Annotated in this window: 22 protein-coding genes; 10 read left to right on the top strand and 12 right to left on the bottom strand. The window is 73.7% G+C overall.

From position 1 onward, the window contains the following. The first annotated feature begins 64 nt into the window (after positions 1–64). Positions 65–2,806: a helix-turn-helix transcriptional regulator gene (locus tag PT931_RS33910; RefSeq protein WP_456249806.1), complete on the top strand. Its 2,742-nt coding sequence runs from the start codon at positions 65–67 to the stop codon at positions 2,804–2,806. On the opposite strand, the gene PT931_RS33905 is transcribed toward PT931_RS33910, so the two are convergent. Further along, positions 2,778–4,325, bottom strand: a complete 1,548-nt coding sequence (locus PT931_RS33905; RefSeq protein ID WP_456249805.1) for a diguanylate cyclase domain-containing protein — start codon at positions 4,323–4,325, stop codon at positions 2,778–2,780. The genes PT931_RS33910 and PT931_RS33905 overlap by 29 nt on opposite strands. A 293-nt stretch (positions 4,326–4,618) precedes the next feature. Beyond that, entirely contained in the window at positions 4,619–5,866 is a 1,248-nt protein-coding gene (locus PT931_RS33900) for an RNA polymerase sigma factor (RefSeq protein ID WP_456249804.1), read from the bottom strand. A gap of 300 nt (positions 5,867–6,166) precedes the next feature. Between PT931_RS33900 and PT931_RS33895 the strand changes: the two genes are divergently transcribed. Then, positions 6,167–8,101, top strand: coding sequence for a M3 family metallopeptidase (locus PT931_RS33895; protein WP_456249803.1), 1,935 nt, complete (start codon positions 6,167–6,169; stop codon positions 8,099–8,101). 36 nt (positions 8,102–8,137) lie between these two features. Here PT931_RS33895 and PT931_RS33890 read toward each other — a convergent pair whose 3' ends face one another. Then, on the bottom strand, positions 8,138–8,587 hold the full coding sequence (locus PT931_RS33890) for an SHOCT-like domain-containing protein (protein WP_456249802.1): 450 nt from the start codon (positions 8,585–8,587) through the stop codon (positions 8,138–8,140). Positions 8,588–8,607: 20 nt separating this feature from the next. Continuing rightward, positions 8,608–8,970, bottom strand: coding sequence for a DUF2089 domain-containing protein (locus PT931_RS33885; protein ID WP_456249801.1), 363 nt, complete (start codon positions 8,968–8,970; stop codon positions 8,608–8,610). Positions 8,971–9,280: 310 nt separating this feature from the next. Here PT931_RS33885 and PT931_RS33880 point away from each other — a divergent pair, with 310 nt between their 5' ends. Then, complete coding sequence (locus PT931_RS33880; RefSeq protein WP_456249800.1) at positions 9,281–9,598, top strand: DUF6355 family natural product biosynthesis protein; 318 nt, start codon at positions 9,281–9,283, stop codon at positions 9,596–9,598. Between the two features lie 212 nt (positions 9,599–9,810). Here PT931_RS33880 and PT931_RS33875 read toward each other — a convergent pair whose 3' ends face one another. Then, positions 9,811–12,651 carry a M36 family metallopeptidase gene (locus PT931_RS33875; protein ID WP_456249799.1) on the bottom strand — a complete coding sequence of 947 codons (2,841 nt, stop codon included), beginning with the start codon at positions 12,649–12,651 and terminating at the stop codon, positions 9,811–9,813. 296 nt (positions 12,652–12,947) lie between these two features. Between PT931_RS33875 and PT931_RS33870 the strand changes: the two genes are divergently transcribed. Next, positions 12,948–13,322 (top strand): hypothetical protein, encoded by a 375-nt coding sequence (locus PT931_RS33870; RefSeq protein ID WP_456249798.1) that lies wholly within the window; start codon positions 12,948–12,950, stop codon positions 13,320–13,322. A gap of 273 nt (positions 13,323–13,595) precedes the next feature. On the opposite strand, the gene PT931_RS33865 is transcribed toward PT931_RS33870, so the two are convergent. Further along, positions 13,596–14,471 (bottom strand): sigma-70 family RNA polymerase sigma factor, encoded by an 876-nt coding sequence (locus PT931_RS33865; protein WP_456249797.1) that lies wholly within the window; start codon positions 14,469–14,471, stop codon positions 13,596–13,598. A 341-nt stretch (positions 14,472–14,812) separates the two neighbouring features. On the opposite strand from PT931_RS33865, the gene PT931_RS33860 reads away from it, so the two are divergent. Both PT931_RS33860 and PT931_RS33855 read left to right on the top strand, forming a co-directional pair. Next, a complete protein-coding gene (locus tag PT931_RS33860; RefSeq protein WP_456249796.1) occupies positions 14,813–15,265 on the top strand; it encodes a MarR family winged helix-turn-helix transcriptional regulator in 453 nt (150 codons plus the stop codon). After that, entirely contained in the window at positions 15,262–15,858 is a 597-nt protein-coding gene (locus PT931_RS33855; protein WP_456249795.1) for a PH domain-containing protein, read from the top strand. Before PT931_RS33860 ends, PT931_RS33855 begins: the two co-directional genes overlap by 4 nt. Before the next feature lie 110 nt (positions 15,859–15,968). Here PT931_RS33855 and PT931_RS33850 read toward each other — a convergent pair whose 3' ends face one another. The 3 genes from PT931_RS33850 to PT931_RS33840 form a co-directional block, all read right to left on the bottom strand. Beyond that, entirely contained in the window at positions 15,969–16,340 is a 372-nt protein-coding gene (locus PT931_RS33850; RefSeq protein WP_456249794.1) for a VOC family protein, read from the bottom strand. Between the two features lie 148 nt (positions 16,341–16,488). Continuing rightward, a complete protein-coding gene (locus PT931_RS33845; protein WP_456249793.1) occupies positions 16,489–16,878 on the bottom strand; it encodes a VOC family protein in 390 nt (129 codons plus the stop codon). Next, positions 16,875–17,165, bottom strand: a complete 291-nt coding sequence (locus PT931_RS33840) for an ArsR/SmtB family transcription factor (protein ID WP_456249792.1) — start codon at positions 17,163–17,165, stop codon at positions 16,875–16,877. The genes PT931_RS33845 and PT931_RS33840 overlap by 4 nt, the downstream gene beginning before the upstream one ends. A 179-nt stretch (positions 17,166–17,344) precedes the next feature. Between PT931_RS33840 and PT931_RS33835 the strand changes: the two genes are divergently transcribed. Further along, positions 17,345–20,563 carry a PQQ-dependent sugar dehydrogenase gene (locus tag PT931_RS33835; protein ID WP_456249791.1) on the top strand — a complete coding sequence of 1,073 codons (3,219 nt, stop codon included), beginning with the start codon at positions 17,345–17,347 and terminating at the stop codon, positions 20,561–20,563. 284 nt (positions 20,564–20,847) lie between these two features. On the opposite strand, the gene PT931_RS33830 is transcribed toward PT931_RS33835, so the two are convergent. Further along, positions 20,848–21,180, bottom strand: coding sequence for an ArsR/SmtB family transcription factor (locus tag PT931_RS33830; protein WP_456249790.1), 333 nt, complete (start codon positions 21,178–21,180; stop codon positions 20,848–20,850). A gap of 86 nt (positions 21,181–21,266) precedes the next feature. Between PT931_RS33830 and PT931_RS33825 the strand changes: the two genes are divergently transcribed. Continuing rightward, the gene (locus PT931_RS33825; protein ID WP_456249789.1) at positions 21,267–22,022 is read left to right on the top strand and encodes a zinc-dependent alcohol dehydrogenase family protein; all 756 of its coding nucleotides are present in this window, start codon (positions 21,267–21,269) and stop codon (positions 22,020–22,022) included. Between the two features lie 70 nt (positions 22,023–22,092). Here the strand turns inward: PT931_RS33825 and PT931_RS33820 are convergent, their stop codons facing one another. Both PT931_RS33820 and PT931_RS33815 read right to left on the bottom strand, forming a co-directional pair. Further along, complete coding sequence (locus tag PT931_RS33820; RefSeq protein WP_456249788.1) at positions 22,093–22,566, bottom strand: dihydrofolate reductase; 474 nt, start codon at positions 22,564–22,566, stop codon at positions 22,093–22,095. Next, positions 22,563–23,360, bottom strand: coding sequence for a thymidylate synthase (locus tag PT931_RS33815; protein WP_456249787.1), 798 nt, complete (start codon positions 23,358–23,360; stop codon positions 22,563–22,565). Before PT931_RS33815 ends, PT931_RS33820 begins: the two co-directional genes overlap by 4 nt. A gap of 98 nt (positions 23,361–23,458) precedes the next feature. Here PT931_RS33815 and PT931_RS33810 point away from each other — a divergent pair, with 98 nt between their 5' ends. Both PT931_RS33810 and PT931_RS33805 read left to right on the top strand, forming a co-directional pair. Next, the gene (locus tag PT931_RS33810) at positions 23,459–24,130 is read left to right on the top strand and encodes a WHG domain-containing protein (protein WP_456249786.1); all 672 of its coding nucleotides are present in this window, start codon (positions 23,459–23,461) and stop codon (positions 24,128–24,130) included. Positions 24,131–24,288: 158 nt separating this feature from the next. Then, positions 24,289–25,254 (top strand): NAD(P)-dependent alcohol dehydrogenase, encoded by a 966-nt coding sequence (locus PT931_RS33805; RefSeq protein ID WP_456249785.1) that lies wholly within the window; start codon positions 24,289–24,291, stop codon positions 25,252–25,254. The last annotated feature ends 89 nt before the right edge of the window (positions 25,255–25,343 follow it).

The following is a 25,343-nucleotide window of genomic DNA, read 5'->3' as shown; positions in this document are numbered from 1 at the left end:
GCCCGGCGGGAGGATTTCGCGGCTCGGCTGGCCTGATCCCGCCCGTCCGGGGCAGACTCAGCCCATGGAGGACGCGCCGGAACTGCTGGGTCGCCGGGCCGCGCTCGCCCGGTGCGAGGCCGGGCTCGCCGAGACCGGCGGCGTGCTCGTCACCGGGCCGGCCGGGATCGGCAAGTCCGCGCTGCTGGCGGCCGTGGCGCGCGCCGCCGCGGACTCCGGCGCGCTGGTCCTGCGCAGCGGCTCCTCGCCCACCGAGGCCGCGCTGCCGTACCTGGCCGTGTTCGACCTGTTCTCCGCCCTCGCCGCCGAGGAGGCCGGGCTCCTCACGCCCCGGCTGCGCGCCGCCCTCGACGGGGCGATGCTGCGGGCCGTCCCCGCCGACGGCGCGCCCCCGGAGCGGCTGGCCGTCCGGGTCGCGGTGCTGCACCTGCTGCGCGGGGCGGCGCGGCGCGGGCCGGTGCTGGTGGTCGTGGACGACGCGCAGTGGCTGGACGCGGAGAGTACGGAGGCGCTGGCGTTCGCTGCCCGCCGGCTGGCCGACGCGCCGGTGCGGTTCCTGGTCGCCGAGCGGGTCGAGGAGGACGCCGAGCCGCGCTGCCAGGGCCTGGTGCCCGTACCCGGCAGGGAGGTGGCTCTCGGCCGCCTGTCCGACGCGGTCCTCGCCGAGCTGTTGTCCCGGCAGTTCGACCTGGGGCCGACCAGCCGGATGTCGGCGCGGATCCGGTCCGTCAGCGCCGGCAACCCGCTGTTCGCGCTGGAACTCGGCCGGGCGCTGCGCCGGGGCCAACCGGTCGGCGACGCGGGACCGCTGCGGGTCCCCGAACGCCTGCGCCGCCTGCTGGCCGACCGGATCGGCGCCCTCCCGGACATCGCCCGCACGTCCCTGCTGGTCCTCGCGGCGGCGGCCCGACCGACCAGGGCACTGCTGCCGCCGGGCGACGCCGGCCTCGCGGCCTGTGTGGACGCCGGGGTGGTCACCGGCGGCCCCGAACTGCGCCTCAGCCACCCGCTGATCGGCGAGATCGTGTACGCCGACGCCTCCGCCACCCAACGCCTGTCCTGCCACGCGCACCTCGCCGCCGTGCTCCCCGACCCCGTCGAGCGGGCCGGGCACCTCGCGCTGGCCACCCCCGGGGCCGACGCCGCGGTGGCCGACGAACTGGCCGCGACCGCCCGGGTGGCCCTGCTGCGCGGCGCGCCGGGCACCGCCGCCGACCTGTACCGGCTCTCCGCCGCCCGCACCCCCGACGACCCGCACCGGGAGGCCGACCGCCGGCTGGCCGGCGCCTGGCACGCCTTCGAGGCCGGCCGGCCCGACCTGGCCCGGGACTGCTGCGCGCACGTGCTGCGCGGCCCGAACGCCGCCGCCCGGGTCGAGGCCCGCCTGCTGCTGATCGAACTCGGCGGCCGCGACCACGCCGGGGCCGACGCGCTGCTGGACGACGCGGAGACCGACGCAGGCGACGACCAGCACCTGCTCGCCCGGGTCGCCCTGTACCGCGCCGACCTGGCCTTCCAGCACGGTCACCTCCCCGAGAGCCTGGCCGCCCTGGACCTCGCGGAGGAACTGACCACGGCGACCGGCGACGTGGACCTGCGGATCGAGATCCTGGCCCTGCGCGCCCCGGTCACGATGCAGTACGCGCCGCGCGACGCCGACGCGCTGCTCGCCCGGGGCGCGGCGCTCGCGGCGGGCCGGCCGCTCACCGAGTCCTCCGTGCTGCTGCGCCGGGTGTCCGTGGCGGCGCTGCTGCGCTCCGGCGAGATCGACGCGGCGGTCGACGAGGTGTCCCGGCTGCGGCTGGACGTCGAACGGGCCGGCCGGATCAACGACCTGGCCGAGGTGATGCGGCTGTCCACGGCCGTGTACGAACGCGCCGGCCGCTGTACGGAGGCCTACGAGTCGGGCCGGCACGCCGGCCGGCTGCGCACCGAGATCGAGGCCACCCCCGGCCCCGGCCTGGTCCTGTGCGGGATGGCCGAACTCAACGGCGGCACCGCCGAGGAGGCCGCCCGGTTCGCCGACGAGGCCGTGGCGGCGTGCGAACGGCCCCAGGACACCGAATGGCTCGCCTACGCCCACGGACTGCGGGGGAGGGCGGCGGTCCTGCTCGGCCGCACGACCGACGCGGTCCGGGCGCTGAGCCGCGCGCACGGCCTGCTGCTCGGCCTCGGGTTCGTCGACCCGGCCCTGTTCCTGATCCACGCCGACCTCGCCGAGGCGCACGCCCGCAACGGCGACGTCGACAGCGCCCGCGCCGTGCTCGCCGAGGCCACCCGCCAGGTCGAGTACCTGGACCGGCCCGTCGTCGGTCTTGGCCTGGTCCGGGCGGCCCGGCTCGCCGACGCCGTGGTCGGGGACGCGCACCTGGCCGCCGACCGGCTGCGGGCCTCCCTGCCGGCGGCGCACCCGTACCCGCTGGAGATCGCGCGCGCCTACCTGACCCTCGCCGACATCGAACGGCGGGCCCGCCGGCGCGCGGCGTCCCGGGCCGCCCTGCGCGAGGCGGCCGACCGGTTCGCCGAGGCGGGCTGCGTGCCGTGGCGCGCGTACGCCGAGGACCAGCTCCGCCGGCTCGACGGCCCCGGCCCGACCCTGACCGCGTTGCAGCGCGGCATCGTCACCATGGTCTGCTACGGGGCCACGAACCGCGAGATCGCCGCCACCATGCACCTGTCCGTGAAGACGGTAGAGGGCAACCTCACCCAGATCTACCGCCGGCTCGACGTCCGCAACCGGGCCGAGCTCGCGCTGTGGATGCCGGGCCGCGCCGGGGTCACCGCTCCTCCTTCGCCTGGAGCATGACCAGGTCGGCGGCCCGGAACGCGGTGGCCAGGTCCGTGCGCGGGCCCAGTTCGGCCAGGCCCATGGTCAGGGACACCGGGGTGCCGGGCACCACGACCGTCCAGTCGAAACCGGCCACCGCCGCCACCAGCCGGCCGGTCACCTCCGCCGCCGCGGCCAGCCGGGTGTCGGGCAGCACGACCACGAACTCGTCCCCGCCGTACCGGGCCAGGAAGTCGCCCCGGCGCAACAGCCGGCTCAGGATCGCGGCCACCTGGCGGAGCACCTCGTCGCCGGACAGGTGCCCGTGCACCGTGTTCACGGCCTTGAACCCGTCGAGGTCGGCCACCCCGACCGTGCCGTACGTGCCCCGCCGGGTCAGGTCGGCCACGAACCGCTCCAGGTGCCGGCGGTTGGGCAGACCGGTCAGCATGTCGGTGTGCGCCTCGTCGGAGTACCGGGTGACGCTCTGGCGCAGCTCGTCCTGGTCCAGGCGGGCGGTGACCCCCTCCACGTACAGGCCGTGCAGCCGGGCCGTCCGGTCGCGCAGGGCGCGGTGCACGGACCTCTCGCAGGCGAGCGCGGCGGCCAGTTCCCCGGCCCGCGCGTACGCCAGCGCCTGCAACCGGCGCACCTCCGGCTCGGACACGTGCCCGTCGCGGTCCACCTCGGCGAGATGGACGAGCGCCCGCCGGGGGTCGCCCTCCGCGATGGCCAGGCACGCCCGGGCCGCGAGCATGACGGCCACGTCCTCCGGGGACGTCGCCTCGTAGCTGAACGTGTCCGCCGCCTGCCGGGGCCGCACGCCGAGCGCGGCGAGCCGGGCGACCGAGTACACCAGGTAGGGGATCTCCTGGGGTTGGGCGTCGCGCGGGCCGAGCGTCGCGTTGACCCGCAGCAGCTCGCGCACGCACCCGGACGTGTCGCCCTGCTGGTCCAGCCACAGCGCGTACCGGACCCGGATCTCGGGGTGCGAGAACGTCGCCGCGTCCAGCCCGGCGGCGCCGGCCACCCGTTGCGCCCGGGCCAGGGCCTCCACCGCGTCACTGTGGAAACCGATGTACGAGTACGTGACGGCCAGGTCCAGCCAGGCCATCGCCGACGGAAAGCCGTCCGGCGCGCGTTCCAGCGCCCGCGCACCGCGCACCAGGTGGTTGACGGACCGCTCCAGCGCCCCGAGCCGCTGGGCCACCCCGGCCGCGAGGGCGTGGAACTCGCCCACCATCGCCGGGTCGTCGAACCGGCCGAGGAGCGCGTGCACCGCGTCGACGGCGGCCGGGCACCGTTCGATGTCGTCCAGGTTGAGCAGCGCGCCGAGGCGTTTGAGGTGCACCACGGCGGCCGTGTGGTCGGGCAGGGTCTCCTGGAGGGCGGCGTCGGCGAGCACCACCGCCTCGCCGGGGCGACCGGCCCGGATCAGCCGGCCGAGCTCGTCGAGGAACGCCGTGTGGTCCCGGTCGGCGAGGGCCGGATCGGTGGTGTCCGGCTCCGAGCCGGCGCGCTCCGAGCCGTCGTGCTCCGTGCCGGTCTCGCGCGTCACCCGCACCCCCGAACCGCTCGTGGTTGACACCCATTGTCTGCCACGGACGGCCCGTGCGAGGCCCACTTCGACGCCCCCCGCACGCCGCTTCCCGACGCGGCGGGGCCGGCGGTCGCGACCGTGAGCCCGCCGAGGACGGCGGCTGCGACGAACGTGCGTCCGCTCATGACCCCGGAGTCACAGTGGACTCCCGCGGCGCCATCAGCTCCAGGTCGGACCCGAACATCCCATCAGAGGGGTACTACCGCCCCAATCTCCTTCTCAGGACATGGCCGTGAGGCGCACCCGCCAGGTCAGGGCACCGGATCCTGGCACGCGTCGAGCGTCGCCCCCGTCCGCCGGAGCGTCGCCCCCGTCGGCAACGTCGCCTCCACCCACCACCGCAGCGGCAGGTTCCCCCACCCCGACACCGTCCACCGCTGGTCGGCCCCCACGGTCATCGGCCCCGAGTACGTCCCCGACGAGTCCGTGAACGAGAGCCTGACCTCGTTCGGCGTCGCGCCGGTCACGGTGGCCACGACGGTGAACCGCTGCCAGTCGCCCATGCACCGCGCGGAGCTGACGGTCGCGTCCAGCGCCGCCGGGGCCTGGCTGGTCGGCGACGGGGTGGGGCTGGAGCGCCGGGCGCTCGGCGTCGGGCGTGCGCTCGGCGTCGGTGTCGCGAGCCGTGCCACCTGGCGGTCCTGCTGGGGCAGGGGCGGCGGCGCGGCGACGACCGGCTTGAGCGGGGGAGCGGGCTGGCCCGGCTGCCCGACCTCCACCGCGAGGACGAGGACCGCCGCGGCGATCACGGCCCCGGCCACGCACCAGCCGACGACGCGGGTGCGGCGGCGGTCGCGTTGGCGGGGGAAACCGTGCCGGTCGAGCTTGCCGACCTGCTCGGCCAGCTCGGTGAGCAGCGCGGGCGTGGTGCTGTCCAGGGTGGCCTGCAGGCGGCTCCACGCGCCGGATCCGACCTCGGGCGGCGCGAGCCGGGCGTACCGGTCGAGCAGTCCGGGCGGGCCGGTCCGGGTGATCAGGGTGACGGACCGGGCGAGGCGGGCGGCGACGACCCGGGCCGGCGCGCCGGTGACCGCCGCGATGTCGGGGACCGCCAGGCCGTGCCGCACCGACAGTTCGACCCGTTCGAGGTCGGGTCCGCGCAGACCGCCCGCCGCAGCCGCGAAGGCGCCGAGGGTCCGCCGCTCGTCCCCGGCGGCGGGCAGTTCCACGGTGTCGCGGGTCGGGCCGCCGGGCTCCGGGGTCCGCCGGCGCGCCACCCACCTGACCAGGGCGAACAACCAAATCCGGGTACGACCGGGGTCGGTCAACCCCGGATACAGCTCGGCGGCGACGACGAACGCGTGGTGCACGATGTCCCCGGCGGCCGCGTCGTCGAACCCGAGCGCCGTGCAGTACCCGTGCAGGCCGCCGCCGTGCTCCCGGACGGCCCGCTGGATCCACCCGGACCCGGACCCGGACCCGGTGTCAGGATCGGCGCCCGCCCCGTCCCCGTCCCCGGGGTCGCTCGAACTCGGGCGGTCGGCAGCGGCTTCGGGCACGGCGGGCTCCTTGAGGGGAAAGAGTGCGCGACCCGGGCCGACGGGCCGGGGCCCTGGGGGGACCTCCCCAGGGCCCCGGGGTTCCGGTCAGCCGAGACGCGTCGAAGAGTACGCATGCATCCCAACTCGGTCAATACATCCTTATCTATTAATAAGCTTGCCAGCTCCACAACGGACCCACGACCCGGCCCGACGTCCCCGACCCGGCCACCCGGCATTCCGGCCGGGCCCCGGCACCGCCCGCCGTCCGCGCCCGAAAATCCCGATCGCCCCGGCGCACCGATGGATAGGATGCCCGACATGTCACACACCCCGACCGGTACCGCGCTGATCACCGGCACCCCCGACCAGCTCGGGGCCGCCGCCACCGAGGCCATCGCCACGGCCCGGGACACCATGGCGGCCTTCGTCGCCGGCGCCTCCGTGCTGCCCGCCGAGGAGGCGCTGGAGCTCTACGACGAGGCCCGCGCCACCCTGGACGGCGTCCTGCACCCGGCGGTCCTGGTCCGGCAGGCGCACCCCGACCCGCTGATGCGCGCGGAGGCGGAGGCCACCGAACAGCTGCTCGGTCGGGCCGGTACGGAGTTCTCCCTCGACCCGGCGGTGCACGCGGCCCTGGCGGCGCTGGACACCTCCGCCCTGGACGCCCCCGGCCGGCACCTCGTGACCCGGGCGCTGCGCGACATGAGCCTCCTGGGCGTGGACCGCGACGAGGAGACCCGGGGTCGGGTCCGCGCGCTCCAGGACCGGCTGGTCGGCCTGGGGCAGGCGTTCGGCCGCAACATCGCCGCCGACACCCGGGAGCTGCGGGTCGACCCGGCGGCGCTGGCCGGGCTGCCCGCCGACTACGTGGCCGCCCACCCGCCGGGCGCGGACGGCCTGGTGGCGGTCACGACGAACTACCCGGACCTGGTGCCGTTCATGACCTACGCCGCCGACGCCGACGCCCGCGAGCGGTTGTGGCTGCTGAACCGGCGGCGCGGGTACCCGGCGAACGTGTCCGTGCTGGCCGACCTGCTCGCCGGCCGGCACGAGCTGGCCACCCTGCTGGGCTTCGCCACCTGGGCGGACTACGTCACGGCGAACAAGATGATCGGCTCGGAGGCGGCCGCCGCGGGGTTCGTGGCCGAGGTGTCGGCGCTGGCCGGCGACCGGGCGGCCCGGGACGTGGCGACCCTGTTGGAGCGCAGGCGGGAAGACGAGCCGGCGGCGGGGGAGCTGCGGCCGTGGGACCTGGGGTACCTGACGGACCGGGTCCGCTCGGAGCGGTTCGCGTTCGACTCGCAGTCGGTCCGGCCGTACTTCGAGTACGAGCGGGTGAAGGCCGGGCTGATGGCGGTGGCCGGCCGGCTGTTCGGGATCGAGTTCCGGGCCCGGCCGGAGGTGCCGACGTGGCACCCGGACGTGGAGACGTTCGACGTGCTCGAGGACGGCCAGCCCATCGGCCGGATCCACCTGGACATGTTCCCGAGGGCCGACAAGTTCAGCCACGCGGCGATGTACCGGGTCGTGACGGGCAAGCGCGGCGTGCGTACCCCCGAATGCGCCCTGCTCTGCAATTTTCCGCAGCCGACGGCCGAGCCGGCGCTGATGCAGCCGTCGGACGTGGTCACGTTCTTCCACGAGTTCGGGCACCTGCTGCACCATGTGTTCTGCGGCGACGTCCGGTGGGCGGCGAACTCGGGGATGGCGATCGAGCGGGACTTCATCGAGGCCCCGTCGCAGCTGCTGGAGGAGTGGGTGCGCGACCCGGCGACGCTGGCGACGTTCGCCGTGCACCACGGGACGGGCGAGCCGATCGACCCGGGGACGGTGGCGCGGATGCGGGCGGCCGAGGAGTTCGGCAAGGGGCTCGAGGTCCGGCAGCAGATGTTCTACGCGGCGCTGAGCCTGGAGCTGCACCGGGGCGCGGACGTCGACCCGGTGGCGGTGGAGCGGGCGACGGCGGCCACCCATCTGCCCTACCCCTATGTGGACGATCCGCGCATGCACCTGTCGTTCGGCCATCTCGACAGCTACTCGGCGTTCGTCTACACCTACATGTGGAGCCTGGTGATCGCGAAGGACCTGATGACCGCGTTCGACGGGAAGGACCTGCTGGACCCGGCCCGGGCCGCCCGGTACCGCGAGGCGGTGCTCGCGCCCGGGGCCAGCGCGCCGGCCGCCGACCTGGTCCGCGACCTCCTGGGCCGCGAGTTCACCTTCGACGCCTACCGGGCCTGGCTGGACGCGTGAGTGGGGCCGGCCCGAAGCCCCCCCCCCACCGCGGGATCACCGCTCGACGAAGAACCTGACGGTGCTGTTCTTGTTGTTCTTCTCGTTCTCCACGTCGACGGTCACGTCGTCGAGGTGTTCGAGCAGCAGGTCGAGGTCCTCGGTCTTGAGGGTGGACACGTCGAACGCGGCGCCCTTCTGCCGGAGCACGTCGTTCACCGTGTCCTTGGCCCGGTCCGGCAGCATGGTGCCGAGCTTCATGCCGGCCCGCAGCAGCTGGACGGGCACCCGGAGGTTGACCCGGGTGGCGTGCTTGCCGGTCTCGTCGTCGCCCTCCGCCACGACCACGCGCAGGTATCTCGCCTTGCCGGGGGCGACCAGCGGGGCGCTCCCGATGGCCGCCGTCGCGCTGTCGTGCCCGAGGACCGCGAGCAGCTGCTCGCCCTCCTCCGCGGTGATCTGGCCGGAGGCCACCATCCGCAGCACCTGCATCCGCTCTTCGCTCATGTCCGCTCCTTTGGGGGGTGTCACTGGCGGGACCGCAGTTCCCTGAGTGCGTCTTGCACGTCGATCTCGCCGCGCTGGAGCCGCTCCAGCACTTCTGTCCGGGGCGGGGCGGGGTCGGTCTCGACGTATTCGAGGCTCTGGGCGATGCGGTTCAACCGGTTCTTGATCGTCGGGTAGCTCACCCCGAAGATCCGCTCCATCTCCTTGATGGAGCCGTGGCAGCGGACGAAGGCGGTGACGAACACCTGGTCGGCCGCCTCGAGGTGCGCGAGCTGGGGCAGCTCGAACTCGCCCTCGATCACGACGCCGCGTTCCGGCAGGCGGACCCGCTCGACCACCAGCGGTTGGCCCTGCGTCAGTTGCGTCAGCTCCTGCCATTCCATACTTCAGTTCTACCTGAAGAATCTTAAGATCACAATCCAAAAATCTTAACTTCTTTGATTTTACGGTGAAGATAGGTCGTTCCTCGTCCTCGAATGCCCGAATGCTCCGGTATGCGGGCCACCCGAACGCGGTGATCATGAACGGTTCGTTGATCGTTTACCGGACGGCCATCTGGCGTAGTCGCTGCATTCCAGTACTTAAAGCATCTTAAGTGGACATGGCGGGGCGTTACTCCACAAGCAATCTGGAGCGCCGCAAGAGCCATGGACCCTGTGTTGTCGACACAAAGGAGTGAACACGATGCGAGGAATGACGAAGCACGGTGCGATCCTGTCCGGCGCGGTCCTGCTGGGCGCGGCCCTGACCGCGATGGCCCCGACCGCCGCCGTGGCCGCCCCGACCGACGCTTCGGCCCCGGCCTCGGCGCGCATCCAGGTGTGCGGCTTCTACGAGACGCACTCCACCGCCTACTACAACCACTGTGGCGACGCCCCGATCTGGATCGTCGTCGACTACGCCTCGGGCCCGAACCAGTACCGGCAGATCTGCGGCCGGGGCGTCACCGACATCGGGGGCGCCGGCGCCGTCGACAACGCGTGGTACTCGCACCCGGCCCCCGCCTGTTAGAGCCCGTTCACCCCACGGGAGGCCCCGTCCGCGCCGTCGGGCGGGGCCGTCCGTCCACCGTGTCCCGTCAGGTGGACGGACACCGTGCGTTCCGGCAGCGGGAGCGGACCGAAAGTACGGGTCGGCGGCCCGCCCCGGGGCCACGGAGGTGGCAGCATGTGGGGCGTCCCGCCGGGCTCAGGAGGACCACTGAGCCCGGCGGGGCCATCCCGCTAGCTCAGGGCGCCGTGCACGCCGAGCTCACTCGCCGACACGTAGGTGCACGCCGAGAAGTTGCCCGGGCACACGCCGCCGATGTCGCCGAGCTGGGTACCGACCATCGTGAACCGCAGGTACCGCACGCCCGTGCCGGTACCCGCCGTCGGCACGACCGCGTTGTTGCGGTGCCGGTCCGCCGGCCCGAAGTGCCCGGCGGCGGCCGTCTGCCACGCCTGGCCGTCGGCGGACGTCTCGACCGTGTAGTCCCCGACCGAGGCGCTGCCGCCGAGCCCGCACGAGGACGCCGGGTCGATCAGGAACTCCGCGACCGTGACCGCGTCGGGCAGCTTCACCGTGACGCTGCGCGGCGCGATCCCGTTGCCCTGCGCCACCACGTCGCTGACCCAGCCGTTGCCGGGGGACTGGTCGATCATGTTGCCCGGTCCGCAGCCGTCGGCCGTGAAGTCCTGGCCGGTGGACGCGGTGACGGAACCGCCGCCGGACCGCGAGGCCCAGTTGCGGGTGAGCGACCAGTCCGCGGTGTTGGCGCCGGTGTTCACCGACACGGCCGAGCTGCGCTGGTCGTAGCCGGCGGCGCTGGCCGACACCTTCGGGTACGTCCCGGCCGTGATGTTGTTGATCACGTACTTGCCGGTGGTGTCCGTGACCGCCGTGTACGCCCCGGCGAAGCTGGACCGGTGCCCGCCGAACACGACGACCGCCCCGGTGAGCGGCTTGCCCGTACCCGTGTCGACGACCGTGCCGGTCAGGGAGCCGCGCGGCGTGTTCGGACCCGGCGGCAGGCTGAAGTCCTCGGCGGGCGTGGTGTCGTCGCCGTCGAGCGTGCCGGCGAACCAGCCCATCCCGCGCGCCGCGAACACCTTCCAGATCGCGGCCTGGTGCTTGCCGCCGCCCACGATGTTGTCGGCGCGCAGGATCGCGTTGCGCTGGTCGAGGAACGACGGGTTGGCCGGGGACAGTTCCATGCCCCGGGTGACCAGGTTGCGGGTCAGCTCACTGCCGAGCGCGGTCCGCAGGTCCCACAGGGTCTCGCCCCAGATCTCGCCGTCGGCGTGCACCTCCGGGCCGGCCGTGATCTTCCCGAACTTCCCGTAGGTGTACCCGCCGCCCGGGCACTTCGGCGAGGCGGGCCCGACCGGGCAGTCCAGGGGCTGGGTGCGCAGCAGGTTCGCGCCCGCGCCGAGGTACTTGCCGAGCTGGATCTCGCCCGGGGCCGCCGTGTCGGGGAACAGCCCCTTGCTGGCCAGCAGGTCCATCGCGTACCAGTCGCTCCACGCCTCGCCCATCGAGCCGGCCTGGATCCCGCCCAGGGTGGACACCCCGTTGGCGTCGACGACGAGCCGGTTGGACAACCCGTGGGTGTACTCGTGGTAGACCACGTCGGCCACGTCCCCGGAGTTGCCGGCCAGGAACGGGTCGTCCGGGTTGGTGGGGCTGTGGAACAGGTACATCCGCATCTGGGGCGGGATCCCGTCGGGGAACGTCGCCATGTTCGCGTTGTCGATGTGGTCGGCGTCGGGCAGCCCGTCGGCCGTGTTGGCCCCGTCGAGGCCCCGGATCTGGACGGCGTCGTTGTCCTTGGCCTCGAAGTTGCCGGCCGCGCTGGTGAAGCCGATCGGCGCGGCGGCCAGGTGGTCGTGGAACGTGCCCGCGAACGCCAGCAGCTGCACCGCGTTCTGCTTCGAGTTCTTCTGCCACGAGTTGGCCACGGCCGGGTTCCACGAACACGGGTACTGCGCCGAGCACGGCGGACCGACCGCCTGGTTGAAGTTGGTGAACGGGTAGTTCCACTTGCCGGGCGCGCTCGGCCCGACCTCCTCGCCCGGGTCGGCGGCGGCGTTGTCGTTGAGGTCGAGGTAGACGTGCGCGACGTTCCCCTTCAGGGTCGCCGACCCGGCCGGCAGCCAACCGGGCTTGGTGAGGTCGCGGGACACCTGCTGGCCGCCCTTCGCGGCACCGGGGTAGTTCTCCCACGTCGTGCCGGTGTCGTGCTGGGCGAGGTTGCGGCGGAGCAGCACCCAGCCGGTCCGCGCGTCCACCACGTGCAGGTACGCCGCCCCGCGCAGCGTCGTCTGCCAGCCGAGCCGGGGCCCGGACGCGGTCTGGAACACCACGAGCTGGGCCCGGTCGCCGTTGCCGAACTCGGTGGCCCGCTCGGGGCCGGCCGAACCGTCGCCGGGGCCGGACACCGGCGCGCCGTGCACGTCCTTCGCGGCGGCCGCGCGGGCGGCGGCGGCGGTCAGGGTGGCCGGTTCGAGCTTCGCCGGCAGGTCCGCCAGCGGCGAGCCGTCGATCTGGATCAGCTCGCCGGCCTTCGTGACGTGCGCCTTGACGCCGTTGCCGTACACGGGCACGCCGGCGACGCGCTGGACGTAGTGCAGGTGGTGCGTGCCGGCGATGTCCACGTAGTCCTTGCGGAGCGTGAGCCCGGCGACGGCCGCCGGGGTCAGCCCGAACACGTCCGCGTGCGCGCGCAGGTAGTCGAGGGCGACGGTCCCCGCCTCGGCCCGGGCCGGGCCGGTGAGGAAGCCGTCGAGCCGGGTGACGAGCCGCGGGGTACCGGTCAGCGGGTCGATGTCCACGATGCCCTGGGCGCCGAGCGCGTCGCGCAGCGCGTGCACCCGCGGGTTCGCCGCGCCGCGGTCGGGGGCCGCGCGGCCCGCGCCGGTCCGGGCGTCGTAGTCCGGCGGCCGTTCGCCCCGGGCCGCGCCGCCCGGGGTGGTCGGCGGGTCCGCCCGCGCGACGGTCGGTTGCAGCCAGGCGCCCAGCACCGCCAGTACGGCGACGCCGGTCGCGGCCCGTCGCCGCGAGAAGAACGCGAAAGGTGTACGCACAGAGCCTCCTCGACGTGGCGGCCGCACAGCGCTACCGCACCAGCGGGGACTCTATTGACAATTGCGGCACAAATCCGTATTTTGCGGATTCAGCCCGTCCGGGGACGGCCGGATGGTAACCACCCCCTTGACATCCCCCGAACAACGGACATCGACCCACGCCGGTCGCTTCCGGCCCCCGAACAGGGCGGACGGCACCCGACGGGCGGGGAGCGGGCCGGGCGGTACCCCTCGTTTTCACCCTTGGCCTGCGGTCGCGGGTTGAAGAAAGCCCAGCGTGACCCCATGATCCAGACGTGGAACCGACCCTGTGCGACATATGTGGACGGGTCCTCGCGGCCTCCAAGGCCCGTACCGCCCTGGTCCCGGACTCCTCGGCGGTGCACCCGACCCGCCCGCACCTCGACGGCCTGCGCCCGGTCACGGCGTGCGGCGAGAACCACCTGGCGGCCGTCACCGCCGAGCTCGCCACCCGGGACTGGGCCGACGAGGAACTCTGGGCCGGCCAGATCATCCGCGCGCTGACCGCGGCGGCCCCGGACCCGCTCGGCGGGGACGACCTGGCCCGGGCCACGTCGCTGACCCGGGACCAGATCGAGCGGGCCGTGACCTGGCACAACACCCAGATCCGCCGGTGCGACCTGACCGGCTTCGGCCCGCTGCCGCTCTGACCTGTCCCGTGCGTGCCGGCGGGCCGTGACCCGGCCCCCGCGTGCTGCCGAGCCGTGACGCGGCCCCGTGTGCCGGCGGGCTGTTCCGGCGCCCCACCCACGTGCGCGGCCCGGCCCGCGCCGCGCCCTCCGCCCGCCCGCGTGGCCGGCGGACATCGCGCTCGACTGGCTCGCCGACACCGACACCGACACCGACGCCTACCCGCCCGCGCGCCCGCGTGGCCGGCCCCGGCGCCCTCCGCCCGATCGGATCCGAGGGCGCCCGGCCGGGGCTCAGTCGTCCAGCACCGTGAGTTCCAGCTCCCCGAGGCTCGCCGGCTCGCCGACCAGGTCGATCGCGGTGATCCGGCCCTCCACGATGCTGAACCGCAGCACCACCTTCGGCTTGCCGCCCGGCGCCCACGTCGCCCCGAACACCCCGTCGATGAGGGCGACCTTCGCCGCGGACGCGCGCCCGTTGAAGTAGGTCGCCACGTCGAAGGCGCCCCGCGTGACACTCGTCGAACCCAGCGCCACGGCGCCGCTGTCGGCCCGGACGACGACGTCGGGGTCGAGCACCTCCAGCAGGGCGGCGAAGTCCCCGCCGCGCGCGGCCGCGAGGAACGCGCGCACGACCTCGCGCTGCCGGGCCGGTTCGGTCTCCGGGGCGGGTCCCGCGCCCTGTACCCGGCGGCGGGCCCGGCTGGCGAGCTGCCGGGCGGCGGCCGGGGTCTTGCCCACGATCGGGGCGATCTCGTCGAAGGACACCGCGAACAGGTCGTGCAGCACGAACGCGAGCCGTTCGGCGGGGGCCAGGGTCTCCAGCACGACGAGCAGCGCGAGCCCGACCGAGTCGGCCTGCACGGCCTGCTGCTCCGGGTCGACCCCGTCCTCGCGGTCGGCGACCGGCTCGACGACGCGGGTCTCCAGAGACTCCTCGCGCCGGGTCTTCCGGGAACGCAGCATGTCCAGGCACACCCGGCCGACGACCGTGGTCAACCAGCCGCCCAGGTTCTCCACCCCGTCGGTGTCGGAGCGGCTGAGCCGGATCCAGGCCTCCTGCACGGCGTCGTCGGCCTCGGTGTGCGAGCCGAGCATCCGGTAGGCGACCGCCCGCAGGTGGGTGCGGTTGGCCTCGAACCGCTCGGCCAGCACGTCGTGTTCGTCCATCGGGCACTTCCCCGTTCGTCGTCGCGTTCCGTCGTGACACTGACGCGCCGGCGCGCACAGGTGTGACAACGGGGTCCGCCCGGCGGCCCGCCAAGATCATATGGCGCCAAGATCCAGAGCGGGCCCCGTGGGGGTACGCGGCCCGCGTGGCGACCCCCGGCACACCTTCCTGCGCCTGGCTCAGCCGTGCATGGGTGATGTTCGGGTGCCCGTGTCCGAGGACGGGGGTATCGGGCCGCCCCGGTGTGCGTCGATGCTGGACGGCGCCCGCGCCGCCGCGGTGGCTGCGGCCACTATCGTGAAGCTTGCACATGATGAAGGTGCATCACTATATTGGGGCTATGACGACACGCGAGCAGGCGCTGGATCAGGTGATCGAGCTGGTGCTGCTGTTCAACGAGGACATGGACCGCGAGTTCGCCCGGCTCGGCCTGTCGGCCTCCCGCGTGCACCTGCTCTGGGAGCTGCGGCAGCGCGGAGCCGTGACCCAGCGCGAGCTGGCCGACGCGCTCAAGGTCAGCGCCCGCAACATCACGGGGCTGGTCGACGGCCTGGTCGAGACCGGCTTCGTCACGCGCCAACCGCACCCCACGGACCGTCGGGCGACGCTGGTGGCGTTCACCGCGCGGGGCGCGGAGACGATGGCGGCGATGGCCCGGGACCACGAGGACCTCGCCGGGTCCCTGTTCGACGGTATGCCGGACTTCGCGGCGTTCGTCGACGGGGTCGGGCACGTGACCACCCGGCTGCGGGCGGCGATGGCGGAGGCGGCGGCAAGGGAGGCGGGCGCGTGAACATGGTGCTGATGGCGGTCCGGTACGAGTGGGGCATCTGGAAGAGCCTGTTCCGCTGGGTGCTGCGCCGCCCCGTCGCGCCCGCCGGCGAGCAGCCGTTCGGCTACGCCCAGGCGGTCGCCCCGGTGATGTGGGTCTTCATCGTCCTCTCGGCGATCGAGATCCCGGCGTTCCACATGCTGATCCCGTGGAAGACGGTGCAGGGCATCGGCCTGGTGTTCGGCGCGTGGGGCCTGTTCTGGATGATCGGACTCCTGGCCGCGCTCAAGACCAGTCCGCACACCCTGGGGCCCGACGGCATCCGGGTGCGCAACGGATTCGGCGTCGGCGTGTTCATCCCGTGGGCCCAGGTGGCGGCCGTCCGCCCCGGGCGCCGCACCCTGGAGCGGTCGCGGACCATCCAGGCCGACGGCGACACCCTGAGCCTGGTCGTGCTCAGCCAGACCAACGTGGACATCGTGTTGCGCGAACCGGCGACGTTGCGGCGGATGCGCGGCGAGACCGCCCCCTTCACCGAGCTGCGGGTGTTCGCCGACGACGCCGCAGGCTTCGTGGCCCGCGCGCGGGAGCTCCAACCCTCCGCGGCCTCCTGACCGGGGGCGGGTCGGGGGGTGCGCGGATCGTTCTCCGCGTCACCCGCTGGGCGCCGCCCTCGCCGGCCCGTGCGCCGCGCCCGCCCTGCCGCGACGGGTACCGGTCCGCGTCAGTCGCGTTTCGGCAGTTCCTGCAGAGTCCAGGTGTTGCCGTCGGGGTCGTCGAAGGTGACGAAGCGACCCCACGCCTGTTCGTCGACGCCCGCGGCTGTGACTCCCGCCGTCGCCAGGTGCGCCAGGGCCTCGTCGGCGTCCGGCACGACCACCTGGATCGTGTTCTGTCTGCCGGGCTCGAGTTCGATTCCCAGGTTCGTTCCGAACGCGATCGAGCACGCCGATCCCGGAGGGGTCATCTGCACGAACCGCAGCCCCTCGAACGGCACCTGGTCGTGATCGGCGTGGAAGCCGATCCGCTCGTAGAACTCCTTCGAGCGGTCGACGTCGGTCACCGGTACGAAGATGAGTTCGATCTTCCAGTCCATGAGCTGCCGCCTTCCGTCACGGGGCGCCGGTCGGTGCCCACATGTCAGGCTACAAGCGGTCGGGGTGCCGAGACCTCGGGAAGCGTGCTGTCGGACCGACCGCGGGCCGGCGGGCATCGGGCCAGGCCACGCGGTGTCTCCGCCGGGCCTAGTTCATCTGCATGAGCTGGATGAGGTTGCCGCACGTGTCGTCGAGGACGGCCGTGGTGACCGGCCCCATGACGGTCGGCGGCTGGGTGAACTCCACGCCCAGCGCGGTCAGCCGGTCGTACTCCGCCCGCACGTCGGACACGGCGAACTGGGTGAACGGGATCCCGTCGGCCACGATGGCGGTCTTGAACTGCTTCGAGGCCGGGTGCTCGTCGGGCTCCAGCAGCAGTTCGACCCCGTCGGGGCGCTCGGGCGACACCACGGTCAGCCAGCTGTGGCCGTTGCCGAGGGGCACGTCGGTCTTCTTCACGAATCCGAGTACCTCGGTGTAGAAGCGCAGGGCCTTGGCCTGGTCGTCCACCCAGACGCTGCACACGTTGATGATCATGTTGGCTCCTCCTCAGTGTTCCGCCCGCGCCACCTGTCGGCGAGGCGCTCCAGCGGTCCGGTGTCGATGTCGTGGAACTTGTACCGCCCCTGCCTGCGGGACCGCACCAGCCCGGCCGCCTCGAGCACGTCGAGGTGCTGGGAGATCGCCTGCCGGGAGGAGGCGAGCCGGTGCTTCATCGCGAGCCGGGAGCAGAGCTCGAACAGGGTCTGCCCGTCGCGCTCCGCCAGCTCGTCGAGGATCAGGCGGCGCGTGGGATCCGCCAGCGCCTTGAAGATGTCTCCCACCCGGCCATCATAGGCAAGTAACGGCTTGCCTGTGCGAGGTCAGGGCAGGTTTCTGGGAACTCGGCGTGCGATTTGGGACTCCGGGGGAGCTATCTCCGAAGTCAATCCCGACTAATAACGCCTATGGGAGCATCTAGGCGCTGTCCGAGGAGAGTCCGCCGCGCTGGAGGTCAGTCCCGATGCACCGTTCGCCCCGCGCGTCGCGTACCCGTCGGCTGGTTGTCGTTGTTCTGGGGCTCCTACTGGTCGTGCTGGGGCTGCCCCGGCCCGCGCTGGCCGCCGTGCCCACCGGCTTCTCCGAGTCGGTCGTCGCCTCGCCCACCGCGCCGACGGCGATGGAGTTCGCCCCCGACGGCCGGCTGTTCGTGTCCGAGCAGGCCGGCACCCTGCGGGTGATCAAGAACGGGGCGATGCTGCCCACGCCGTTCCTGACCGTGGACACCGACGCGCAGAGCGAACGCGGCCTGCTCGGCATCGCCTTCGACCCGGCGTTCGCGACCAACCACTTCGTGTACGTGTACTACACGGCCAAGCTCCCCGCCAGCCACAACCGGGTCAGCCGGTTCACGGCCAACGGCGACACCGCCGTCCCCGGCAGCGAACAGGTCCTCATCGAACTGCCCACCCTCGGCGCCCTGGTGCACAACGGCGGCGACATCCACTTCGGAGCCGACGGCAAGCTCTACGTGCCCGTCGGCGACAACGCCTCGCCGTCCAGGGCGCAGCTGCTCACCAGCCCGCTGGGCAAGATCCTGCGGTTCAACGCCGACGGCACCATCCCGGCCGACAACCCGTTCCACTCCCAGACCACGGGCCTCAACCAGGCCATCTGGGCGCTCGGGCTGCGCAACCCGTTCACGGCGGCCGTCCAGCCGGGCACCGGCCGGTACTACGTCAACGACGTCGGCGAGCACACCTGGGAGGAGGTCAACGAGGTCACGGCCGGCGCGAACCTCGGCTGGCCGACCGTCGAGGGCCCGTCGACCGACCCGCGGTTCACCGCCCCCGTGTTCGCCTACGGGCACGGCACCACCGCCACCACCGGCTGCGCGATCACCGGCGGCGTGTTCTACAACCCGGCGACGGCCCGGTTCCCGGCGCAGTACGTGGGCCAGTACTTCTTCGGCGACTACTGCGGCTCCTGGGCCCGCCAGCTCGACCCGGCCAACGGCACGGTCACGCCGTTCGGGACCGGCTTCCGGTTCGTCGTCGACCTCGCGGTGTCCGCCGACGGGCACCTCTACGTCCTCACCCGCGCCGACCGCGACCCCGCCCGGGTCCGGAGGATCTCCTACGACGCGGCCCTGCCGCCGACCGTCACCAGCGACCCCGCGCCCCGGACCGTGTCCCTCGGCGACCCGGCCTCGTTCACGGTGTCGGCGAGCGGCACCCCGCCGCTGGCATACCAGTGGCAGCGCGACGGGGTGGACATCCCCGGCGCCACCTCGCCGACGTTCACGATCGCCACCACCACGCTCGCCGACGACAACGACGTGTTCCGGGCCCGGGTGACCAACGCGCACGGGACCGCCGTCAGCACGGGGGCCCGGCTGCGGGTCCTCGACAACCGGCCGCCCGTCGCCACCATCGACCAGCCGGCGTCCGGCGCGCGGTACGACGCGGGGGACACCGTCACCTTCGCCGGCGGCGGCACCGACCCCGAGAACGGCCCGCTGCCACCGTCCGCCCTGACCTGGGAGATCGTCTTCCACCACGACGACCACGTGCACCCGTTCCTCGGCCCGGTCACCGGCCAGGCGTCGGGCACCTTCGTCGTCCCGACCGTGGGGGAGGTGTCCGCGAACGTCTTCTACCGGATCCACCTGACCGCCACCGACGCCGTCGGGCTCACCCACCACGTCGTCCGCGACATCCACCCGAACACGGTGCAGGTGACCCTGGCGTCCACCCCGTCCGGGCTGCGCCTCACCCTCGACGGCCAGCCCGTCACGGCCCCGCACACGGTGACCGGGGTGGTGGGCATGACCCGGGAGTTGGGCGTCGTCTCCCCGCAGGACGGGCGGGAGTTCTCCTCCTGGTCGGACGGCGGCGCGGCCACCCACACGGTCACGCTGCCGGCGGCCCCGGTCACGTACACGGCCGCGTTCACCCCCTCGACCGGGATCACGTTCCGGGCCGCCGCCTCGAGCGGCTCCGCCACCGGCCGCAACAGCATCACCATCGCCAAGCCGACCGGCACCGCGCCCGGGGACGTGATGGTCGCGTCCATCGTGGTCAACGACCAGGTCCCGACCCTGGCCACGCCCGCCGGCTGGACCCTGGTCCGGGAGGACAGCATCGCCGCCCGGCTCCGGCAGGCCGTCTACACCCGGGTCGCGGGCGGCACCGAGCCGGCCACCTACACCTGGACCCTGACCTCGGACTTCCGCAGACTCGCCGGCGGCATCTCCTCCTACACGGGCGTCGACCAGAACCAGCCGGTCGACGTCTCCGCCGCCACGGTCGACACCACGGCGGACACGGCGATCGAGGCGCCCTCGGTCACCACCACCGTGCCCGGCACCCGGCTGCTGCACCTCGCCGCGGTCAACGCCGAGGGCGGCCTCACCCCACCGGCCGGCCTGACCGAACGCTACGAGGCCTCCGCACCCAACCCGACCGAGACCCGCGACGCCCTCGCCGGGGCCTCCGACGCGGCCCAGCCGAACGCCGGCGCGACCGGCGTCCGGACGGCCACGGCCAGCGCCGCCGGGGTGCACATCGGGGCGCTGGTCGCCCTGCGCCCGGCCGGCTCGGTGCCCCCGACGGGCGGGATCAGCTTCGTGGCCTCGGCGTCGTCGGGTTCGGCCGCCGGCCGGCAGAGCGTCACCGTCGCCCGGCCGGCCGGCACCGCCAACGGCGACGTCATGGTGGCCTCCGTCGTCGTCAACGCGGACGACGCGCCGCTCACCGCCCCGCCGGGCTGGACCGAGGTCCGGCAGGGCACCGTCCCGGGCGCGCTGCGGCACGCCGTGTACGTGCGCGTCGCCGGGGCGGCCGAACCGGCCGGGTACACGTGGACGGCCACCCAGGTCCGGCGGCTGGCGGCCGGGATCTCCAGCTATCGCGGGGTCGCGCCAGGCGGCCCGGTGGACGTGTCGGGGCTGACCGTGGACACCAGCGCGGACACCGCCGTCGAGGCGCCGTCGGTGACGACCACGGTGGCGGGTGCCCTGCTGATCCACCTGGTCGGGATCAACGCGGAGGGCGGGGTGGCGCCGGCCGGCACCGAGCGGTACGACGTGTCCTCGCCGAATCCGGATCTGCCCCGCGACGCGCTGGCCGAGGCGTCCGACAGTGTGCTGGTGGCCGCCGGGCCGAGTGGGGTGCGGACGGCCACGGCGGCGAATCCGGGGGTGCACATCGGGATCCACGTGGCGCTGCGACCGGCGCCGTGACCGGGGGCTGAGGCCCGGCGCGATGACCGACGCGGCCGGTCGCCAGGTGGGCGGCGCGACCGGTCCGGCGGCGGGCCCGGCACTGCGACGGGATCCGGCGGGAGCCGGACCAGCGGCGGGATCCAGCGGAAGCCGGACCAGCGGCCGGCTCCGCACCCCGAGGTGATCCGGCGTAGGCCGGTCCAGCGGGCGGAGTGCGCCGTCGGGTGCCGGTACCCGTCGGATCGGGGTCCGGGTTCTCGCGACGCGGCGAGCCTGCCCATCGCGCGGACGACCCGCGGCGGTCACGTCGTCGCGGGCACCCCGGCCCCCGCCGTGGTCAGCGCCGCCAGCAGGCCCGGGAAGGCCCCGTCCATCTCCGCGCGGCGCAGGGCGTTCATCCGGGACGTGCCGACGTAGTACTGCCGGATCACGCCCGCCTCCCGGAGCACCTTGAAGTGGTGGGTGGCCGTGGACTTGCTGACCGGCAGGTCGAAGTCGCCGCACCGGATGTCGGCCCCGGCGGTGGCGAGCTGGGTCACGATGCCGCGCCGCACCGGGTCGACGAGCGCCTCCAGGACCTGCTGGAGGCCGACCTGGGTCAGGTCCGGATGCGGCGGCGTGCGTCCTTCGTCCATCCGGCCATGGTACGACACCGATCAAAGTTTGACAGCCATCGTACCTTCGTGCTTGAGTCGATCATCCGGCGAGTGAGGGAGTTGGCGTGGCGAGAACGGTGCGGTTCCACGAGATCGGCGGCCCGGAGGTCCTGCGGCTGGAGGACCTCGACCGTGCGCTCGTCCCCGCCGCCGCGCTCCTGCACCGCCCCGACGGGGTGGACGCGGTGTCCGGCGCGGCGGTGTGGATGCCCTACCTCACCGCGTACGGCGCGCTGGTGGAGGTCGGCGGCATGCGGGCCGGCGACACGGTGGTGCTCACCGCCGCCTCCAGCAGCGTCGGCCTGGCCGCCATCCACACGGCGAACCGGGTCGGGGCCACGCCGATCGCCGTCACCCGGACCGGAGCGAAGCGGGCCCGGCTGCTCGAGGAGGGCGCGGCGCACGTGCTGGTCTCCGACGAGGAGGACGTGCCGGCCCGGGTGCTGGCCCTGACCGGCGGCAGGGGTGCCGAGTACGTCTTCGACGCCGTCGCCGGCCCGGGCGTCACCGACCTGGCCCGCGCGGTCGCCCCGGGCGGCACGATCCTGCTCTACGGGGCGCTGAGCGGTCGGGCGACGCCGTACCCGGGGTTCGACCTGGGCATGCCGGCCCTCAACATCCGGACCTACACGGTGCTGGAGACCACGAAGGACCCGGAGCGGCTGCGCCGGGGCGCGGCGTACGTCGCCTCGGGCCTGCGGACCGGTGCCTTCCGGCCGGTGGTGGACCGGCTGTTCCCGCTGGAGGACATCGTGGGGGCGCACCGGCACATGGAGGCCGGGGAGCAGGTCGGGAAGATCGTGGTGACGGTGGGGGACTGAGGGTCGGGGCCGGCCGCCGGGCTGTCGGGTCATGAACCGGCCCCGGTTCGGTCCCGGTCCGGCGGCGTCCCTACCGGATGTAGGTGACGTGCCGGTAGTGCAGCCCGGTGCTGGACGTCGCCCACCCGGTCGCGGCGTGCACCGGCAGGTCCACGGCCGGCGCGTACACGTCGCCCTCGAAGGACTCCCGGAGTTCCGTCACCTCCACCCGGTCCGCGAACGGCAGCGCCTCGGCGTAGACGGCCGCGCCGCCCATCACCCAGACGTCCCCGGTCACCGCGTCGAGCGCGTCGGCCAGGGAGCCGAACACCTCCGCCCCCGGGGCCGACCAGTCCGGCTGCCGGGTGAGGACCAGGTTGCGCCGGCCGGGCAGCGGCCGGAACCGCTCCGGCAGCGAGTCCCAGGTCCGCCGGCCCATGATCATGGTGGCGCCGGCGGTCAGGGTGCGGAAGTGCTTCATGTCCTCGGGCAGGTGCCACGGCAGCGCGTTGTCCCGGCCGATCACGCCGTTGGCCGCCTGCGCCCAGATCAGTCCGAGGGTCATACCGCGATCGGGGCCTTGATCGACGGGTGGTGCCGGTAGCCGACAACCTCGAAGTCCTCGTACCGGTAGTCGAACAGCGAGTCCGCCTTGTGCAGGGTGAGCTGCGGGAACTCGTACGCCTCCCGGCTGAGCTGCTCGGTCACCTGGTCGACGTGGTTGTCGTAGATGTGCACGTCGCCGCCGGTCCAGACGAAGTCGCCGACCTCCAGGCCGACCTGCTGGGCGATCATGTGGGTGAGCAGCGCGTAGCTGGCGATGTTGAACGGCACGCCGAGGAACAGGTCCGCGCTGCGCTGGTAGAGCTGGCAGGACAGCCGGCCGTCGGCCACGTGGAACTGGAAGAACGCGTGGCACGGCGGCAGTGCCATCCGGTCGAGCTCCGCGACGTTCCAGGCCGACACGATCATGCGCCGCGAGTCCGGGTTCTCCCGCAGGGTGGTCAGCAGCTCGCTGATCTGGTCGATGTGCCCGCCGTCCGGGGTCGGCCAGGAGCGCCACTGGACGCCGTACACCGGCCCGAGCTCGCCGTCCGGTGCGGCCCACTCGTCCCAGATCGTCACGCCGTGGTCGCGCATCCACTGCACGTTGCTGTCGCCGCGCAGGAACCACAGCAGCTCGTAGGCGACCGACTTGAAGTGCACGCGCTTGGTCGTGACCAGCGGAAACCCGCGATCCAGGGCGAACCTCATCTGGTACCCGAACACCGAGCGCGTCCCCGTGCCGGTGCGGTCCTCCTTGCGGGTCCCCTTGTCGAGTACGTGTCGGAGGAGTTCCTCGTATTGGGTGTCGGGCATCCCGCGAGGGTACAACGCCCGACTCCCGGGCGCCGGGCTCCGCGCGGTGGTGTCACGGCCGTCACGGGCGTATAACGCGGTTATGGCACCATGGCGGGATGCGTTCCCGACCCGAGGACCCCGATCTGCGCGCCCGGCTGGTGGCCGCCGCGATCCGCCTGCTCGCCGACGGCGGCCCCGAGGCGCTGCAGGCCCGCCCGCTGGTGGCCGAGGCCGGCACGTCGACCATGGCCGTCTACACCCGGTTCGGCGGCATGCCCGGGGTCGTCGAGGCCGTCGCGGAGGAGGGCTTCCGGCTGCTCGCCGCGCGCCTCGACGCCGTGCCGGAGACGGCCGACCCGGTCGCCGACATCTTCGGGCTCGCGATGGGCTACCGGCAGGCCGCCCTCGACAACCCGCACCTGTACGGCGTGATGTTCGGCCTGACCGCCCCCGGTGGCCGCAGGGTCCCCACGGTCCAGGTGACCGCCGAGACACCCCAACTGGGCCAGCGCGCCTTCGAACGCCTCACGGGCGCGGTCCGCCGGGCGTACGACGCGGGCCGGTTCCACGTCGGCGAGCCGTCCTCGGCCGCCGCGCAGCTGTGGAGCGGGCTGCACGGCTTCATCACCCTGGAACTCGCCGGCTACTTCGGCGCCGAGGACGACAGCCTCGCCCAGGTGCTCGCCCCGCTCGGCGCGAACCTGGCGGTCGGGCTCGGCGACGACCTGGAGTCCGCCGCGGCCTCCTCGCTGGCGGGGGCGGGCGGGTGGCTCCGGGAGAACCGGTAGCCCACCGGCCGTGCGCCCGGTTCTACGCCGCCCGGCGCAGCCGGCCCCGCCCGGATACCGCCGGGGGAGTACCCCGGTCGCCGCCACCGGTCGGACGCGGTGCCGACCGGTGTTCCGGCAGGCTGGGCGCACCACCCCGGCGACGAATGGGAACCCCGATGAAGGCGATCGTCCGAAGTACGTACGGCCCGCCCGACGTGCTGGAACTCCGCGACGTCGAGGTGCCGGCGGTCGGGGACGACGAGGTGCTGGTCCGGGTCCGGGCGGCCGGCGTCAACCCGTACGACTGGCACCACGTGACCGGCAGGCCGTACATCATGCGGCTCGGCCGGGGGCTGCGGATGCCCAGGCAACAGGAGACGGGGGTCGACCTCGCGGGCACGGTCGAGGCCGTCGGCGGGGCGGTGACCCGGTTCCGCCCCGGCGACGAGGTGTTCGGCATGAAGGGCGGCGCGTTCGCCGAGTACGTGGCCGTGCCGGCGGACAGGCTCGCCGCCAAGCCAGTGAACCTGACGTTCGAGCAGGCCGCGGCCGTGCCGATGGCGGCGATCACCGCGCTCCAGGCCCTGCGGGACGCGGGCGGGATCCGACCCGGTCAGCGGGTACTCGTCAACGGCGCCTCCGGCGGGGTCGGCTCCTTCGCCGTGCAGATCGCCCGGTCCCTCGGCGCGGAGGTCACGGCCGTGTGCGCGACGCGGAACGTGGAGACGGTCCGCGCGCTGGGCGTCGACCGCGTCGTGGACCGCACCCGCGAGGACTACGTCCGGAGTGGACCGTTCGACCTGGTCCTCGACGTGGCGGGCGACCGCACGCTCGCCGACCGCCGGCGGGCCCTGACGCCGACGGGCACCCTGGTCGTGGTCGGCGGGCCCAAGCGGAACCGCTGGATCGGGCCGCTGGGCTCCCTGCTCAGGGCGAACCTGGCCTCCCGGTTCACCGACCAGCGGCTGGTCGGGATGCTGGCGAAGGTGAACCACGTGGACCTGGAGTGCCTGCGTGACCTGATCGAGGCGGGGCGGGTGGCCCCGGTGATCGAGCGGACCTACCCGTTGCGCGAGGCCGCCGAGGCCGTCCGGTACGTGGCGGCGGGCCACACCCGGGGGAAGGTCGTCCTCACGGTCTGACGCCGCGTCCGGTCCCGCACCCCCGATGGCTGTCGCGGGACCGCCGGATCCCCGCTTGCGGTGGTGGCCGGGGGAGTACCCCGGCCACC

This window comes from Longispora urticae, from assembly GCF_053902585.1.
Note: the sequence above shows the minus strand (reverse complement) of the source record. Positions and strands in the feature narration are given on the sequence as shown.

Coding starts and splice junctions, on each gene's coding strand:
- PT931_RS33910 (WP_456249806.1), top strand. CDS start 65: ATGGAGGACGCGCCGGAACTGCTGGGTCGCCGGGCCGCGCTCGCCCGG.
- PT931_RS33895 (WP_456249803.1), top strand. CDS start 6,167: ATGTCACACACCCCGACCGGTACCGCGCTGATCACCGGCACCCCCGAC.
- PT931_RS33890 (WP_456249802.1), bottom strand. CDS start 8,587: ATGAGCGAAGAGCGGATGCAGGTGCTGCGGATGGTGGCCTCCGGCCAG.
- PT931_RS33885 (WP_456249801.1), bottom strand. CDS start 8,970: ATGGAATGGCAGGAGCTGACGCAACTGACGCAGGGCCAACCGCTGGTG.
- PT931_RS33880 (WP_456249800.1), top strand. CDS start 9,281: ATGACGAAGCACGGTGCGATCCTGTCCGGCGCGGTCCTGCTGGGCGCG.
- PT931_RS33865 (WP_456249797.1), bottom strand. CDS start 14,471: ATGGACGAACACGACGTGCTGGCCGAGCGGTTCGAGGCCAACCGCACC.
- PT931_RS33860 (WP_456249796.1), top strand. CDS start 14,813: ATGACGACACGCGAGCAGGCGCTGGATCAGGTGATCGAGCTGGTGCTG.
- PT931_RS33850 (WP_456249794.1), bottom strand. CDS start 16,340: ATGGACTGGAAGATCGAACTCATCTTCGTACCGGTGACCGACGTCGAC.
- PT931_RS33845 (WP_456249793.1), bottom strand. CDS start 16,878: ATGATCATCAACGTGTGCAGCGTCTGGGTGGACGACCAGGCCAAGGCC.
- PT931_RS33835 (WP_456249791.1), top strand. CDS start 17,345: ATGCACCGTTCGCCCCGCGCGTCGCGTACCCGTCGGCTGGTTGTCGTT.
- PT931_RS33830 (WP_456249790.1), bottom strand. CDS start 21,180: ATGGACGAAGGACGCACGCCGCCGCATCCGGACCTGACCCAGGTCGGC.
- PT931_RS33820 (WP_456249788.1), bottom strand. CDS start 22,566: ATGACCCTCGGACTGATCTGGGCGCAGGCGGCCAACGGCGTGATCGGC.
- PT931_RS33815 (WP_456249787.1), bottom strand. CDS start 23,360: ATGCCCGACACCCAATACGAGGAACTCCTCCGACACGTACTCGACAAG.
- PT931_RS33810 (WP_456249786.1), top strand. CDS start 23,459: ATGCGTTCCCGACCCGAGGACCCCGATCTGCGCGCCCGGCTGGTGGCC.
- PT931_RS33805 (WP_456249785.1), top strand. CDS start 24,289: ATGAAGGCGATCGTCCGAAGTACGTACGGCCCGCCCGACGTGCTGGAA.